The 15,624-nt window shown below is 57.7% G+C and carries 14 protein-coding genes; 5 read left to right on the top strand and 9 right to left on the bottom strand.

The annotated features are described in order from the left end of the window. Window positions 1-28 precede the first annotated feature (28 nt). The 7 genes from B2A78_RS25825 to B2A78_RS20430 form a co-directional block, all read right to left on the bottom strand. The gene (locus B2A78_RS25825; protein WP_143735250.1) at window positions 29-232 is read right to left on the bottom strand and encodes a hypothetical protein; all 204 of its coding nucleotides are present in this window, start codon (window positions 230-232) and stop codon (window positions 29-31) included. 170 nt (window positions 233-402) lie between these two features. After that, complete coding sequence (locus B2A78_RS20400; RefSeq protein WP_077731896.1) at window positions 403-1,962, bottom strand: YfjI family protein; 1,560 nt, start codon at window positions 1,960-1,962, stop codon at window positions 403-405. After that, window positions 1,955-2,884 carry a toprim domain-containing protein gene (locus B2A78_RS20405; RefSeq protein WP_077731897.1) on the bottom strand — a complete coding sequence of 310 codons (930 nt, stop codon included), beginning with the start codon at window positions 2,882-2,884 and terminating at the stop codon, window positions 1,955-1,957. The genes B2A78_RS20400 and B2A78_RS20405 overlap by 8 nt, the downstream gene beginning before the upstream one ends. 534 nt (window positions 2,885-3,418) lie before the next feature. After that, window positions 3,419-4,078 (bottom strand): hypothetical protein, encoded by a 660-nt coding sequence (locus tag B2A78_RS20415; RefSeq protein ID WP_077731899.1) that lies wholly within the window; start codon window positions 4,076-4,078, stop codon window positions 3,419-3,421. 360 nt (window positions 4,079-4,438) lie between these two features. After that, window positions 4,439-4,729 carry a hypothetical protein gene (locus B2A78_RS20420; RefSeq protein ID WP_077731900.1) on the bottom strand — a complete coding sequence of 97 codons (291 nt, stop codon included), beginning with the start codon at window positions 4,727-4,729 and terminating at the stop codon, window positions 4,439-4,441. 557 nt (window positions 4,730-5,286) lie between these two features. Continuing rightward, window positions 5,287-6,546 (bottom strand): site-specific integrase, encoded by a 1,260-nt coding sequence (locus B2A78_RS20425; RefSeq protein ID WP_077731901.1) that lies wholly within the window; start codon window positions 6,544-6,546, stop codon window positions 5,287-5,289. A gap of 174 nt (window positions 6,547-6,720) precedes the next feature. Continuing rightward, a complete protein-coding gene (locus tag B2A78_RS20430) occupies window positions 6,721-7,590 on the bottom strand; it encodes a YicC/YloC family endoribonuclease (RefSeq protein ID WP_077731902.1) in 870 nt (289 codons plus the stop codon). Between the two features lie 217 nt (window positions 7,591-7,807). Between B2A78_RS20430 and B2A78_RS20435 the strand changes: the two genes are divergently transcribed. The 3 genes from B2A78_RS20435 (at window position 7,808) to B2A78_RS20445 (ending at window position 9,917) form a co-directional block, all read left to right on the top strand. Continuing rightward, the gene (locus tag B2A78_RS20435; protein WP_346425853.1) at window positions 7,808-8,680 is read left to right on the top strand and encodes a serine/threonine-protein kinase; all 873 of its coding nucleotides are present in this window, start codon (window positions 7,808-7,810) and stop codon (window positions 8,678-8,680) included. A gap of 163 nt (window positions 8,681-8,843) precedes the next feature. Then, window positions 8,844-9,284: a sigma D regulator gene (locus B2A78_RS20440; protein ID WP_077731904.1), complete on the top strand. Its 441-nt coding sequence runs from the start codon at window positions 8,844-8,846 to the stop codon at window positions 9,282-9,284. A 78-nt stretch (window positions 9,285-9,362) separates the two neighbouring features. Beyond that, entirely contained in the window at window positions 9,363-9,917 is a 555-nt protein-coding gene (locus tag B2A78_RS20445) for an NUDIX hydrolase (protein WP_077731905.1), read from the top strand. A 374-nt stretch (window positions 9,918-10,291) separates the two neighbouring features. Here the strand turns inward: B2A78_RS20445 and sucD are convergent, their stop codons facing one another. Beyond that, window positions 10,292-11,167 (bottom strand): succinate--CoA ligase subunit alpha, encoded by an 876-nt coding sequence (sucD, locus tag B2A78_RS20450; protein WP_077731906.1) that lies wholly within the window; start codon window positions 11,165-11,167, stop codon window positions 10,292-10,294. Beyond that, window positions 11,164-12,324, bottom strand: a complete 1,161-nt coding sequence (gene sucC, locus B2A78_RS20455) for an ADP-forming succinate--CoA ligase subunit beta (RefSeq protein WP_077731907.1) — start codon at window positions 12,322-12,324, stop codon at window positions 11,164-11,166. Before sucC ends, sucD begins: the two co-directional genes overlap by 4 nt. A 248-nt stretch (window positions 12,325-12,572) precedes the next feature. Here sucC and B2A78_RS20460 point away from each other — a divergent pair, with 248 nt between their 5' ends. Both B2A78_RS20460 and B2A78_RS20465 read left to right on the top strand, forming a co-directional pair. Continuing rightward, the gene (locus B2A78_RS20460) at window positions 12,573-14,192 is read left to right on the top strand and encodes an ATP-binding protein (protein ID WP_077731908.1); all 1,620 of its coding nucleotides are present in this window, start codon (window positions 12,573-12,575) and stop codon (window positions 14,190-14,192) included. Continuing rightward, complete coding sequence (locus B2A78_RS20465) at window positions 14,189-15,619, top strand: sigma-54 dependent transcriptional regulator (protein ID WP_077731909.1); 1,431 nt, start codon at window positions 14,189-14,191, stop codon at window positions 15,617-15,619. Before B2A78_RS20460 ends, B2A78_RS20465 begins: the two co-directional genes overlap by 4 nt. Window positions 15,620-15,624: the final 5 nt, after the last annotated feature.

Raw genomic sequence — 15,624 nt, forward strand, 5'->3', positions numbered from 1 at the left:
AAGTAAGAACACTTTTATCCAACCCCATTCAGAAGGGAAGATCCACTTCGACCAGCACTAAACTCCGAGGGTAGGTCGTCGATTTTCGTGAATTCGCGCGTCGAGGGGTGAATACCCCCTTGATCAGGGCAATGCGGCGGTTCGCGCGAATCCCGCTGTCGTTTTCAACCCCTACCCCCTCGACAAAAAGGCAAAAAGACAAAAATGCCCGTCGAGTATTTTTGAATTTCATCTTTTTTGTCTTTTTGTCGGGACTATACCCGAAGCACCCCCGTTTGCAGCCTAAATATCGAATATATAAAGGAAAAAAGAGTTAAATTCGCTTAAAACGACGATCAGGGCAAATCGGCGAAAATCCCCTTCTCAGATACCTTTTGGAGATTTTTGTCCAAAATTGTCCGATTAATGTCGATCCAAGCCCGTCGACAAAATTCGCGGATTGACCACGCAGCAAGGCGAAGGCCGTCCGCGCGTTTCGGTCCGCCGCTCGACCTGGCGGAGCACGTGCCAGTCCTGTAGCTGGCGCAGCGCGATCTTCAGCCTGTCCACAGACTTAAAACGACTTTCCATTGCCTTCTGCGCCTCACGGCGCGTAAATTCGGAAAGCCCACGGGCTTGAATCCAGCGCAGCACGCAGGCGGCGTCTTCCTCTGCCTGCACTGCCCCCATGAGGGCAAACGCCGCCAAGGCGTGTTCGATGAGTGCTTCACCCAGCAGCACGGCACGCGCCACGGCATCGGTGCCCACGGCATCGGCAGTAAGACCGTTCAAGGCGATCTCCAAAAGCCCTGCAATCCGCGCCACCGCGCCCGGCAATTTGGAGGACCAATCCGCGATATGCTCCAGCCGCCCGCCGGGCCTTTGCTCCGGCTCAACCTGTTCGGCAAATTCGAGCCAAATCTCGCGCGCATCCTCAGTAAAGGGAATTACCCGCGGCACGCCGGCCGGCCGCTCCTGGCTGTTCAAGAAGTCGAGCAGATTCGCCTCCCATGCCGTTTTGACCGAGTCCGGCACCGGGCGCCGCTCGCGCACATCCCGCGTGCCGACATTGCTTTCCGGGAGGGCATAAAGGAACCGCGCCAAGAGTCCGGAATCCCGGAAACGCTTCTGATTACCCGAGTCGGCCAGAATCCCCGGCTGGATCATCAAGCCGAAGCTTAAGGCCGGGCGATCAAGATGTGCCACGCGTCCTGCGCGATCGACCCTGATAGGGCTTCCTGCATGCCCCTGGAGAAACACATCGAGATTCGCGATGCCGCCGGAGTAGGTGCCGGACATCACCTGAAAGATGCCGGCTTCGTCGGATAAGACCGACATGCGCTCGCTCTGTTCTACCAGGAGCGCTTGCAGGCGCTCCGGTGTGACGTCCCCCGAGAAGATCCGGGGCGCGATCAGCTCCGCGGGTATGGCCTCACGCTCCTGCTGGATCTCGATCTCAAGCCGTTCACGATCCTCGGCGGTTTTCGCCTTGCCCGCATCGGCCTTCAGCTTCTCAACGCGTTTTGCCGCTACTTCGCGTTGCGCGAAGTTCCGCGCGATCTCGGCGCGCAATCGATCCCGCTCGCGCCTTTCCCAGCGCACCATTGGCTCGGTCAAGGCCGTCAAAATAGCGCTTTTACGGGAACCAGAAGGCAGCGCAATCAAGCTCCAGAGAGAGAGTGGTTCGCGATAATCGTCATTCCACGGGGCCACTTCGAATTGACGCTGTAATACCGTTGCCAACGCCGATAGGCACAGCATCACCGAGGCAGCCTCGGGGGTTTGCGTCGAGGCGGCCACCGCGCCGGCCATGGCTCCCACCCAGCCCGGCAGCAGAGACGCCGGAATGTCGGGAGTCTTGGCGGTGCCCGGGAGGATCGGTTCTGGCCACGCATCGGCCGCCGCTGGGTTCGAAGGGGCCGAGTGCGGGGGAACAACCGGCTTGGCGTTATCAACAGCCAATTTGATGCGCGGCTCATCCATGGCGGGCCTCCATTAGCCAGTCGTTCCAATCGGTGCCCTTCGCACCTTCGGGGAACTGTGGGCAGGCCACGCAGCCGCCGATTGCCAGCGCCGCTTCGCGCGCCTTGGTCAGTCCAGGGTTCCTGATGGGCTTGTCCGTGAACCGGTCGTTATCCGCGCACAACACGATCCTGGCGCATGGATGGACCTTTCGCACCGTCACCGCCACGGTTTTGAGATTGCCGGCATCAAATGCGATAAACGTTCGATAGCCGGTGGTTTCGTGAACGGTCGCCCCGGTCGCGTAGCCTTCAGCAATCAGTAAGGTGTCGGTCGGTTTGCCGACGATGTGAAACAGGCCCCCTTTCCGGCCGCCGAGAAAGTCTTTGTCACGGCCCAAGTCCGCGTGAACCGAGGGAAAGATGGCTTGCAGGTTCCACAACTCGCCGTGCTCGTCTCGCATCGGGACCAGCAGCGCCCCGGAGACAAGAATCCGCCGCCAGCTGTCTGGCCCTTCGATCCACTTCGGCCAGTTGCCGGCACGTACGCCATGGGCTTGAACGCCTTTGCGATTCAGGTAAGGGTGATCCATGCAAGGTGAAGCCTTACCCCATAAGACGCGGGCTTCCGCCGCCTTCTTTCGGTGCCGGGTCTCGATCTCGGCTTGCCGCCTCCGGCGTTCTTCTTCAATGTGCTTCCGGGTGGCCTCATCCATCCGCCACGTCCCGCCGCCGGCTTTCCAGGTGCCGGATACTCCCGTCTTGAAATCCTGGAACCAGCCGGCCGGATGCCTATCCAGATGCAGCACGTACGCGCCGTTGAGCGTCCCGTGCCGCTGCCCTTCGATATGGAAGCGATGCAAGCGCCCATCGCCGATGATTTCGGTCGGCGGGACAATGCCCGCGGCTTGCATGGCCGATTTGAAATTGGAAATCACATCCATTGCTACGCTCCTTCTAGGCCCAGCGCCTGAATCAAGCGCTCAGCGGTTTGGTGCGTGATTTCGCCGTGCGTAGCTGCGGATACAACGCAGCGCTTTAGCGCTTCTGCTAGCGGTACGTGCCCAAGGCGACTAAAATGGACACGTGAAGTATTTCCTAAGCCCGGTTTGCGCTGTTGGAGCAACGCACCGGGTTTTTTGTTGTCGAGCATGGCCCCTCCCTATGCCGCTTTATTGCGGTTGAGGGATTGCCGGAGCAATCCGACATTCCAGGCGGTGGACCTCGGCCCTAGCTTTTCTGGTTTGGGTATTGAGCCGTCCCTTACGCGCCGCCAAACGGTGGATGGCGAGCAGGCATATAGCGCCTCGACGATCGGCTGCCGTACATAAGCCGAGTCGGGTAAGCGGTCGAAATTTTCGAGGATATTTAGAGCGTTGCTACTGAATGACATGGCGTGACCCGTTTTAAAAATTACGGGCACGATAATCGCGCAGCTCAAACTTGTGTGATTCAAGAATCCACGCCCGGAGCGGGTTTCAATTTTTGTGTAAGCGTTGAATGAGGCGGGCGATATCGATGGAATCGTTGAGACCAGCCATCTTCAAAATGTCGCTGACGAAAGCAGCCGCGTCGCTTGCGCGTTCATTAGCCGAGTCTTCATAGCCGTCTTCGGTTCCGGCGTGAAAAATGTCCAGCAATTCAAGAACCAGTGCATCACGTTCCGGCTTGCCAGGATTAGTACGCGCCAGTTCTTCCAGGTCAAAGGTATTCAGGAATTCATCTAGGAAGCCTGCAAGATGGGCCAAGTGCGCACGAGTTTCGATGATTTCTTCCTCCAATTTCGGTCGCCCAAGGCGGTGACGCTGGCCGAACGGAACAAATTTCTGTTGTGCAAAGCGAATGGCAAAGAGAGGAATATTAGCAAGCCGTTTCTCGCTTTCTCGGAGAGATTCAATCAGTAACCGAAGGTCTTCCGATTGCTTATTTGGGGGTGGAGGTCTTAACTTCATCACGACGCGGTACCCATTCACCGCATCGGCGATGCGGTTTATCAATCCCTTATGTAGGTCTTCCTCAAAATATTTGTCTACTATTTCGGCAAATCCGCGCCGCTCGTCACCTTCATCACCTTCGGAAAGGACAATCAATCGTCGAGTGTGAATATCCACCTTGCGCGGCTTTTTCGGAGTCGTCATACCACCCCCTTCGAGCGTTACCCTTCAAAGGAAGCCGCGCTACACAGGTGAAGGGTATCCCGTGGTTCGCCCGGCCAAGGCTAGGCGCGGCCATTCGGTAATGTGGTTTTAATCGACCGACTTAACCTGCCGATAAAGCTCTTGCTGCAACACAAAGACCGGCCCCAATGTGATACCGGATCGATGTTAGCCACGCCCGTTATGCCGAGACTGATTTTTCGGTCCCGCTCAAAGACTACAATGGTCAGCCCAAGAACCTTGCCACTCCTAGCCTCTTCCAAAAGAGTTTCGAGCATACTGATGGTTTCCTGGCAAACGCCGGGCGTGACAGAGCGCGAAGGGATAACCGCGGAACGGTGATTATCCATCGTGCACCTCGTTCGCGACTCCCGCCGCTTTGTTCCAACTGGCCCCATAGGGACCAAGCATCTTCAGTGCCCGCTTGATCTCGCCGTGGGCGCACAGCAAGGCGTTAGGGATGGTGATATCGTCGAGATCGTAGTTCGCTGCCACCTTGACTACGGAATAATTGGACAGAATGCGGCACGTCTCGACAACGGCCAGCGCATTGCACAGCGCCAGGCCTAGTTCCTCGAAATCGAGTGCTTCATGATCGAGTTCGCTCACTTGGCGCCCATTGTTATTAGCCATAACAGCACCCCCCTTTAGTTTGAAATGCTATCGCTAACGGCTCTTGCCGGCCGTTTAGCCTGGTCAAAACGGCTCGGAGCCCGCTGACGCGCGCTCGTGGAACTCATAGCCGACATTCAATTCGACGACCCGTATTGCCCCCGCGAGATTAGCCATCTCGTTGACTAGCCACGATACATCACGAATGGCGTTCAGGTTCGCCCCGTTTTCGAGTGTGGCGTTCTCATAGATCAGCTTGCCGATGCCCTATATGCCGTTCTCCAAAGTATCCAGGGAGTAGAGGTATGCTGCTTGATTGCCTCCAAGGTCGTATCGTCACACTTCCGGAACACTTCGCCAGTTGCATCGAGTAGGCTAAAGAGTTCTGTAAAAGGGCGATCGGCATTCCGAAAGACCAGTTTCTGAGTCTCAGCAGGTGTAAGATCAACGATAGCCATGATTTCACCTCTTCGTCAGATGGGTTGTGGTTGGGGTCGGTTTGGTGAGGCTGCACCACTCCGACTCGCTTTTAACCCTCCTGGCTTACCGGCGGTCCCCCGCGCCGAATCAGGAGTCGATCACGCCGGCCGACGCAACGGGATCACGTTCCAGTCGCTACCCTTTTCACAGGCATCTAGGAACTTTGCCCATAATTCCAAGGCCCTGCGTCGTTCGTCGAAATAATCGTGTCGGTTGTAAATCCCCTCGATACCCTTGATCTTGTGATTCAGGCAGCGTTCGGCAATGTGGGGATCGATTCCAAGCGCAGCCAAATGCGTGCGCGCCGTTCTTCGAAAATCGTGAATGCAGAATGGCGAAACTCCCGGCATGAGCGGTTTCAGCTTTGCCATGGCGACATTCAACGTGTTTTCGTGAATATGGGGAATCATGCGGTGCTGCGCCTTTCGCGCCGGCAACAGCCATTCCGAGCCACACGCGAGCTGCTGGAGTTCGCGTAAGGCCTCAACAGCAGCAGGCGGCAAGGGGATATCGATAGCCGTCTCTGTCTTGACTCGCTCCGCCGGCAAGTGCCACACAGCGTTATCCAAGTCGAACTCGGTTTGCCGCGCTCCGGTCAGTTCCTGCTTACGCACGGCCAGCAGTAGCAAGAGCTTCACCGTCAGCATGTTTTCGTGGCTAAAGCCCTTGGCGTCTCTCATCGCCTCGAACAGCATGACCAGCTCTTCCCGCGATAACGCCCGGTCCCGTGCTTCCTCTCTCCCGCCCGCGTCGGAAAGGTCGAAAGCGGACGCCGGGTTGTACTGCACCATGTAGCGCTTTACCGCGAAATCGAACATGCGCCGGGTCCAGCGCAAAACGTCGTTGGCGATCGTCGGCGCCCCGCGTTTGACGATCTTCTGTAGCATGGCGTCAATGTGGACAGGCTTCACGTCCTCCACCTTCATCTTCCCGATACTCGGTTTGATGTCCCTCTCGATCCGGCTACGCACGATGTTGGGGTGTTTCCAGCGCCCGAGAATCATTCTCTCGAAATACTCGTCGGCCAGTTTCCCCACGGTCACGGAATTCTTTTCGGCTTCGATCTTGGCCGCAGCTTCCGCTTTGCGCTCCTGTTTCTCGGCTGCCACATCGTGACCCAAGGAGACCTTTGCCCGCAACTCCTTCGCCAGCTTCCGCGCATCTGCTAAGGATAGATCGCTGTAGCTGCCCATGTTCATAACACGCTGCTTCCCCGCAAAGCGATATCGGAACCGCCATACCGGGATCGAATAGTCCTTACGAAAACTCAGATACAGCCCATCGCCATCGCTACGCATATCGAACCGTTCGCCAGCCTTGATCCACTGCTTAATCTGCACGTCTGAAAGCTTGCCCATAGCCCCTCCAGGGTGTGTACCCGTAAACGTGTACCTATTACCGTTATGGGTACACGTCCGGGTACACGGCATTTTCGAAATGTTGTGATACGACGTGAAACAGTATGGCATAAAGAAAGCCGCGTTAATAGCGGCTTCCAGGGATCATGAGATTTCGTGAATTGGCGTGAAACGCTACTCAATATTCTGCGTCTGTTCTCTCATTTGTTCGATCAGCACTTTCATCTCGACCGAGGCCTTGGTCGTTTCAGCATCGGCGGATTTCGAGCCTAGCGTGTTGGCTTCGCGGTTCATTTCCTGAAGCAGGAAATCGAGACGGCGGCCCACCGGCTCTTTCTGGCGCAAGGCCCGCAGCACTTCATCGACATGGGCATCGAGCCTATCCAGTTCCTCGTCGACATCCAATTTCTGTGCGAGGTAGACCATTTCCTGCTCCAGCCGCTCGGAATCCGGATTGGCGCAGACTTCGGCCAGCCGTGCCATGATCTTCTGCCGAATGGATTGGAGTACTTCCGGCATACGCGCCCGCACCGACGATACGTGTTCCCGCAGTTTGACGCAGCGTTCTTTCAACAAAGCCGCCAATTGGCGCCCCTCGTTTTCCCGTACGACTATGGCTTGCTTCAGCACGTCGGTCAAAAGGTCGAGAATTTCGGCGGCAAGTTGCTCTCGGTCGGCCTCGGGCTCGTGCAAGGCGCCCGGCCATTTCAAGACGTCCAGGGCACTGAAGCCGGCCAAGGGCCTATCGCTCAGATCGTCCACCTCCCGGGCGGTCGCCAACAGCTTGGTGACCAACTCACGGTTCATGCGGATGTCGGCGCCGCCTTCGACGCTTTTCTTATAGGACAAAATGCAATCCAAGCGCCCTCGGTTGATGAGCGCACCGACGCGGCTGCGGGCGGCAGGCTCCAAAAAGCGGAATGCATCCGGCAAACGCAGGGAAAGATCGAGGTAGCGGTGATTGACCGAGCGTACCTCCCAGGTGAAAAGCCAGTCCCGAATTTCTCGTTCGCCGCTGGCGAAAGCGGTCATGCTGCGGATCATGGAAAATCTTGCTTTATACTGAGTAAATTGAATCACGCATTTAAGTCTTCTGGCCTGTCCCGAATTTTGTCGGTTCGCCCTTTTTTCCGGAGGGGAGAGAACTGAAGTCGGTCCTGCGTAAAACCCTAATGCGAAAGAACGGAATATTAAGCTGAATCCTCCCATGCGGAAACTCTGGCCAGACTCTTCGGACAAGCCTCCGAAAGAGTTTTACTTTTTGAAGTCCGGAACGATCGTCGATCAATACATGATCGAGCGCCCTTTGGCCGGGGGCGGATTCAGTTCCGTCTACCTGGCGCGCCAGCTGGCCGACCAGCACCAGGTAGCCATCAAAGAGTACCTGCCGCGCCGCCTGGCGCATCGCACGCCGGAAAATCACGTGGTGCCGAACAGCGAAGAAACTCGCTCGATGTTCCTGCGCGGCCGGCGACTGTTTCTTGAAGAAGCCAAAGTTCTCACCAGGTTCAAACATCGCAACATCGTCGAGGTCTTGAACTTCTTTCAGGCCAACTCGACGGTCTACCTGGTAATGACCTTCGAATATGGAAAAATCCTGGGCGATTATCTGCTGAAAGAAAAGAAAAACGGTGTGAGCGATCAGTTCCTGCGCATGGTGTTTCCGGCGCTCCTCGATGGCCTCAGGACGATCCACCAAAACGGGCTGCTGCACCTCGACATCAAACCGCAGAACATTCTGATCCGTTCGGGCGGCGATCCTTTGCTGCTGGACTTCGGAGCCTCGCAGCCTTATCCGTACGAGGAAAACACGCGAATCGGCAAAGTCCTGACCAACGGCTTCTCTCCCATCGAACAATATCAGGACGACGGCGCCTTAGGCCCGTGGAGCGACATCTACGCCATAGGCGCAACCATGCGGATGTGCTTGGACGGCCTCCCGCCTCCCGCGGCTCCGATTCGCGCCGAACGCGATAGCCTCATCCCGGCGGTCAAAGCGTTCAAACGCCGCTATCCGCAAAATCTGCTGCAAGCCATCGATTTGGCCATGATCGTAGATCCCGCGCAACGTCCGCAGTCGATAGAAGAATTCTCGCGGCTCCTCTCCGCGGACAGCCGACCGGCCGAAAGTTGAACGGCCGGAGATCGACTCCGGGTCTCCATCGCTCCACCGTAAGATTCCCCCCCCTTCTTGGCCGCGCCTAAAGGTATTTAACTTTGCGGCAAAGGATTGTTCCTCTGCGGAAGATGGCATAATGTATGCCCGCCTTTCTGGAAAAGAAAAATCAGGAACAGTCATGATGAGTGCGAGCATCAACGAACGCAGGCAAAACACGAATCACATGATCGAGGAGCTTCTGGAGGAGAGGCGGCAAGTTTGGTCGCTGTACTGCACAATTGCGGGAATGAAGCCCTTTACGGTCGAGCAGCCCCTTCGGACGAAAGTCCAGGAGTTCTGCCAATTGCTCATCGATTACATATCGCTGGGGCATTTCGGGATTTACCAACGCATCATCGACGGAACCGAACGAAGGCGGAAAGTACTTGAACTGGCGGAAAACATTTACCCTCGCATCGCCGAAACCACCGATGCGGCGGTGGAGTTCAACGACAAGTACGAAACGCTGATCGGAGACGGGCTCAAAACCCATCTCGAGGATGATTTGTCCAAGCTCGGCGAGGAATTGGCGATGCGCATCGAACTTGAGGATCAACTGATTTCGAGCATGATCGCCTGATCAATGCACCGCAACGGGCGGAAGCACTCGTGAACTGGTCGCGACAGTGCCGCCCAAGCCTGAGGCACCATACGGCCGATGAACTATTGCACACACTGCGGAACATCGCTTCGAACGGGCATTCCCGAAGGCGATGACCGTCCGCGCCACATCTGCGACTCCTGCGGGACCATCCATTATCAGAACCCCAAGCTGATCGCCGGATGCATTCCTGTGTGGCAGGACCGGATACTGCTGTGCAAGCGCGCCATCGAACCGCGTCTCGGCTATTGGACACTGCCCGCGGGCTTCATGGAACTCGGCGAAACCTTGCCGGACGCCGCCCGCCGCGAAGCTCGCGAGGAAGCGAATATCGAGGTGGAGCTCGACTCGGTGTACACCATTTTCAGCCTTCCCCATATTTCGCAGGTGTACGTGTTCTTTCGTGCCCACATGCTGGAAGAACGCTACTCGGCCGGCTCGGAAACCTTGGAAGCGCGCCTGTTCAGGGAGGACGAGATCCCCTGGACCGAAATCTCCTTCGAAACGGTTTATCGCTCGCTGCGTCTATTTTTCGCCGATCGCAAGCAAGGCAGCTATGCATTCAGGCTGGAGACCATCACGCCGGATCAGCGCAGAATGCGGGGAGGTTAGAGCGTTTTCCGGTTTGACGCCGCGCCCCAAGGTACGGTAGGTCGACATTCCTTTCCCAATCGCAAACGGTCGCTTTAGAGCGTTTTTCATGCCGGTGTACGGCTTCGTATCGGGCGGGAAGAACGTAGGTCGGCAATCCTTTGCCGACGAAGTCCTTTGCCGAGCCGATAAGTCGGCGAGGGATTGCCGACCTACGCATTTCCCGATCCTCACCGCTAAACGGCGGAGAAAAACGCTCTAACCTCCCCGTTCGTCAACTCAGCGGCGAACGTAGGCCGGGATGACGAAGGAATCCCGGCAACCCCGCGACAATGCCGGGTTTCGTTCCTCACCCCAGCCTACATGCTGGGCGCCCTGAAACCGGAGAAGCCTTTTCAGGGCTTCCCTAACAGTGCACTCATCCGTTGCCCCATATCCGTAGGCGTATCGACGACGTCCACGCCCGCAGCCCGCAGGGCCGCCACTTTGCTCGTTCCCGTCCCTTTGCCGCCGGTGATGATCGCACCGGCATGACCCATGCGTTTTCCGGGCGGCGCAGTGAGACCGGCGATGTAACCGACTACCGGCTTCGTGACATGCGCCTTGATGTATTCGGCCGCTTCTTCCTCGGCGCTGCCGCCGATTTCGCCGACCAGAATGATGCCCTTGGTCTGATCGTCATTCTGAAACAAAGCCAAAAGATCGATGAAATCCAAGCCCTTGATGGGATCTCCGCCGATCCCGACGCAGGTGCTCTGACCGAGTCCCGCTTTGGTGGTTTGATGCACGGCTTCGTAAGTCAGGGTCCCGGATCGGGACACGATGCCCACCGAACCCTTTCGATGAATGAAACCGGGCATGATGCCGATCTTGCACTCGCCCGGCGTAATCACGCCGGGGCAGTTGGGGCCGATCAATGCGGTGTCGTAATGGGCCAGGGCCGCTTTGACCCGGAGCATGTGCAGCACGGGAATGCCCTCGGTGATGCAGACGATCACTTTTATACCCCCGTCGGCCGCTTCCAGGATGGCATCCGCCGCGAACGGCGGGGGCACGTAAATCATGCTGGCCGTGGCGCCCGTTTCGCGTACCGCCTGCTTGACCGTGTCGAACACCGGCAAATTCAAATGGGTTTGCCCGCCACGCCCCGGCGTCACGCCGCCGACCAGCCGGGTGCCGTATTCCAGACACTGCTGAGAGTGGAAAGTGGCCTGCTTGCCGGTAAATCCCTGGCAAATGACCTTGGTGTTCTTGTCGACGAGTATGCTCATTGCGCAGCCTCCACAGCCTTTTTCGCCGCCTCGTCCAAATCCGACGCGGTTATCAGCGCCAAACCGGACTGCTCGAGCAAGCGCCGGCCCTCCTCGGCATTGGTTCCTTCGAGCCGAATGATCACCGGCACCTGAACGTGCACCTCTTTGACGGCCGAGATAATGCCTTCGGCGATCAGATTGCAGCGTACGATGCCGCCGAAAATATTCACCAAAACAGCTTTCACCTTCGCGTCGGACAAAATCAGTTTAAACGCCTCGGCGACTTTCTCCGCCGTGGTTCCGCCGCCCACATCCAGGAAATTGGCCGGCTCTCCCCCGTAAAGCTTGATGACGTCCAGCGTCGCCATCGCGAGTCCCGCCCCGTTCACCATACAACCGATATTCCCGTCCAACGTGACATAGCTAAGTCCATGCTGGCGGGCCGCAGACTCCTTGGGATCCTCTTGGGCCGGATCGCGGAGCTCAGCCAGATCGGTATGGGCGAACAAGGCGTTGTCGTCGATGTTGATCTTGGCGTCCAGCACCAGTAACGCACCGTCTTCCGTCACCACCAAGGGATTAATCTCGATTTGGCTCAAATCCTTGTCCAAAAACAGCCGATACATTCCGTTCATGATCTTGGTCAACGCGTTGACCTGGTCGCCCCGAAGCCCCAGGGCAAAGCCGATTTCCCGGCACTGGTAGGCCTGAAGTCCGGCGGCAGGATCGACCGTCAGACTCAGAATTTTCTCGGGGTGCTGCGCAGCCACCTCTTCGATATCCATTCCGCCGGCGCTGGACGCCAAAAACAGCACCCTGGCGCTGGATCTGTCCACCACCGCGCTCAGGTAAAGCTCCCGCGCAATCGGGCGGACTTCCTCGACCAGCACGGCATTCACGGGCAACCCGGCGCTGCCCGTCTGAGCGGTAACCAGACGCGACCCCAGCAATTGACCCGCCGAGGCCCCGACCGCATCGACGCTGCCGACCAGCTTGACGCCGCCCGCCTTGCCTCGCCCGCCGGCATGCACCTGGGCCTTCACCACCCACTGCCCGCCGCCCAAGGCGGTCGCAGCTTCGACCGCCTCTCGCTCCGAAAATGCCGGGGTGCCGCGGGGGACCGGCAAGCCGTAGGACGAAAACAAATGCTTCGCCTGATATTCATGTAGGTTCATTGGATACTCCGTTTAGCTCTCGCGCCGGGCATCAATCCTCAAATCGATGCTACTCTTAATGTCTACGGCTATTCTAATAGACCCGCTCCGAAACCGCACCGCAGCCATGTCGCAATGCCACGCACCGACCCCGAACTCGGGCGAGTCTCCGCTCCCCGTGAAACGAGGGAGCGCAAGGTACCTGCAAACGGTTTTGCGGTGAACGACCCGGCACGAGGCTCTACGGCGCTCAACAGCTGCTACGGACAATGGACTTCGACAACAAGCAAATATCGCCCTGTCCGTTCTCCAAACATTACCGCATTCCTGAAAACCAAGCCTGGCAGTCGCTAACGGTTTATCTTCTATACCGTCTGACGCTGGGTAGCGTTTTGGTGTTCCTGTTTTTTTTGGGTGCGCTGCCGTCGTCGCTGGGTAAACACGACCCCGTGCTTTATGCAGCAGCCAGCAGCATCTATCTAGGATCTATTTTTTTCTCGGCTATTCCTCTGCTCCTGCGCCGCCCCGCCTTCCCGCTTCAAGCACAGCTGCACGTGCTCGCCGATCTAGTCTTGATCCCCAGTATCATGCACGCTTCGGGAGGCGTGGAGACCGGCGTCGGCGTATTGCTGGCTTTGTCGGTGGCGGCTGGCGGCATCCTGACCGGCGGTCGCTGCGCTTTGCTGCTGGCGGCGCTGGCCAGCGTGGCAGTCCTGGGAGAAGAAGTTTACGCCGATCTCTCCGGAGCGTTCGAAGCGGCCTACACTTACGCCGGCATGCTCGGGGCCTCGTTCTTCGGCATCGCGATTCTCGCCCTGGTGCTGGCGAGACGCGCGGAGCAGAGCGAAGCGATCGCGGCGCAACGCGGCGTCGACCTGGCCAATCTTCAGCAGCTCAACGAATTCATCATCCGCCACCTGCAGTCGGGTATTCTCGTCATCGATGAGCAGCATCATATTTGGATGATGAACGATTCGGCCGCTCGGCTTCTCGGCATCTCTTCGACCGCCCGGTCCTTGGAAACCGCCTGTCCGGAGTTGGCCGAGCTGTTTTGGGATTGGCTGGACGATCCGATCCCCGGCACGGTGGGTCTCGGTTCTCGGGCAGGACAACCCTTGCAAGTTCGCTTCACCCGCTTAGGGCCTACATGGCCTCCGATTTACATGGCATTCCTGGAAGACAATGCCCTGTACAATCAGCGGGTACAGCAAAGCAAGCTGGCTTCGCTCGGCCGCCTCACCGCCAGCATCGCTCACGAGATTCGCAACCCCTTGACCGCCATCAGCCATGCCGCTCAGCTTCTGGCCGAGTGCTCGTCGCTGCAATCTCAAGACCGGCGCCTGATACAGATCGTTCTCGACCATACCGCACGGGTTAACATCGTCATCGAGAATGTGCTTCAAATCTCGCGACGAGGCCAATCGAAGCGAGAAATACTTCCCTTGGCGTCTAGTTTGAAAAAGTTTCTGCGCGACTACCGAATGGCGCAGGGAATACATGAAAAAGCCTTTCAACTCGATATCAAGATCGGCGATGCGCTGGTCACGGTCGACCCCAGCCATCTCAAACAGATTCTTGAAAATCTTTTTTCGAACGCGCTGAAATACGGCGAGCCGCAACGCGGGGCCATCCGGGTGCGCGTAAGGCGCCAACGGGGCGAACCATGCGTCGAAATCATCGATCATGCAGCGCCCATCGATAGTCAGACCGTTCAGCAAATGTTCGAGCCATTCTTCACCACCTCCGCCAGCGGCACCGGACTCGGGCTTTATATCGCGCGCGAGCTGGCGGAACTCAACCAGGCTAAACTGGAATATGAACCTGTCGCCGGCGGCGGTTGCTTCCGGCTCCGTTTGGCCGACGCAGAAAAAACCACAATCGAATTATGAACAGACCGTCCGCCCTGGTCGTCGATGACGAGCCCGCCATCCGCGAATTGCTGGAGATCACGCTCGAGCGCATGGATATCGACGTGCAATCGGCCGGCGCATTGCGGCAGGCCCGAGAACTCCTGCAGAACCGGCATTTCGATCTTTGCCTGACCGACATGCGTCTGCCCGACGGCGACGGCTTGGACCTGGTGGAATACATCCAGCTCAACCTTCCGGCACTGCCGGTGGCGGTCATCACCGCGCATGGCAATATGGAGTCGGCCATTCGCGCCTTGAAGAACGGCGCCTTCGACTTCGTCTCCAAGCCGCTGGATCTGCACATTCTTAGGAACCTCGTGAACACGGCGCTCAAGCTCGGTCAGCAAGAAGGCAGGGACCGCCGCTCCCGCCATATATTGCTCGGCGATTCGCAAGCGATGCGCGAAATCCGCTCCAAAATCACCAAGCTGGCACGCAATCAGGCGCCTATATTCATCAGCGGCGAATCGGGGACGGGTAAGGAATTGGTTGCGAGACTGATCCATGCCATGAGTCCGCGGTCCGAAAAGCCGTTCGTCGCGGTGAACTGCGGTGCGATACCGCACGACCTGATGGAAAGCGAATTTTTCGGCCACAGAAAAGGCAGCTTTACAGGAGCGGTCGGGGACAAGCAGGGCTTATTTCAAGCGGCTCACGGCGGCACGCTGTTTCTGGACGAAGTCGCCGACCTGCCGCTGTCGTTGCAGGTCAAATTGCTGCGCGCGATTCAGGAAAAATCGATTCGACCGCTGGGCGAACCTCGGGAAATTCCGGTAGACGTACGTATCGTCAGCGCAACTCACAAGAATCTCGCGGAGATGGTCCGAAACGGCGATTTCCGGCAGGATCTTTTTTACCGCATCAACGTGATCGAGATGCATGTTCCGCCCTTGCGCGAGCGCCGCAGCGATATTCCGGCCTTGATCGACCACATACTCGCAAAACTCACCTCCCCCGGAGATACCAAGGCCGAACTGAGCGCCGAAGCCTTGACCGCACTTATGAGCTATCCGTTTCCGGGCAACGTACGGGAGCTCGAAAATATTCTGGAACGGGCCGTCGCACTCTGCGACGGGCATCGCATTCTGGTCGAGGACTTGAACCTTCCGGAAGGGTCATCCGGGCGCTCCCCGGATGATCGTTTGCGATTGGAAGGGTCATCCTGGCGCTCCCTGGATGACCGTTTGCGATTGGAGATGATCGAAACGGCTTTTCCGACTGCGTCGGAGGAGAACCCCGTGAGGGAACACGGTCTGTCGCTGGAAAGCTATATGGACGAGATCGAAAAGCAGGCGATCATCAAGGCTCTCGAAAAAAACCGTTGGAACCGGACCGCGGCGGCGAAGCAGTTGGGCATCACGTTCCGCGCACTGCGCTATAAGTTGAAAAAGCTGGGACTGGACTGAGCAAA

The organism is Methylocaldum sp. 14B (assembly GCF_002005105.1).
GTDB lineage: Bacteria > Pseudomonadota > Gammaproteobacteria > Methylococcales > Methylococcaceae > Methylocaldum.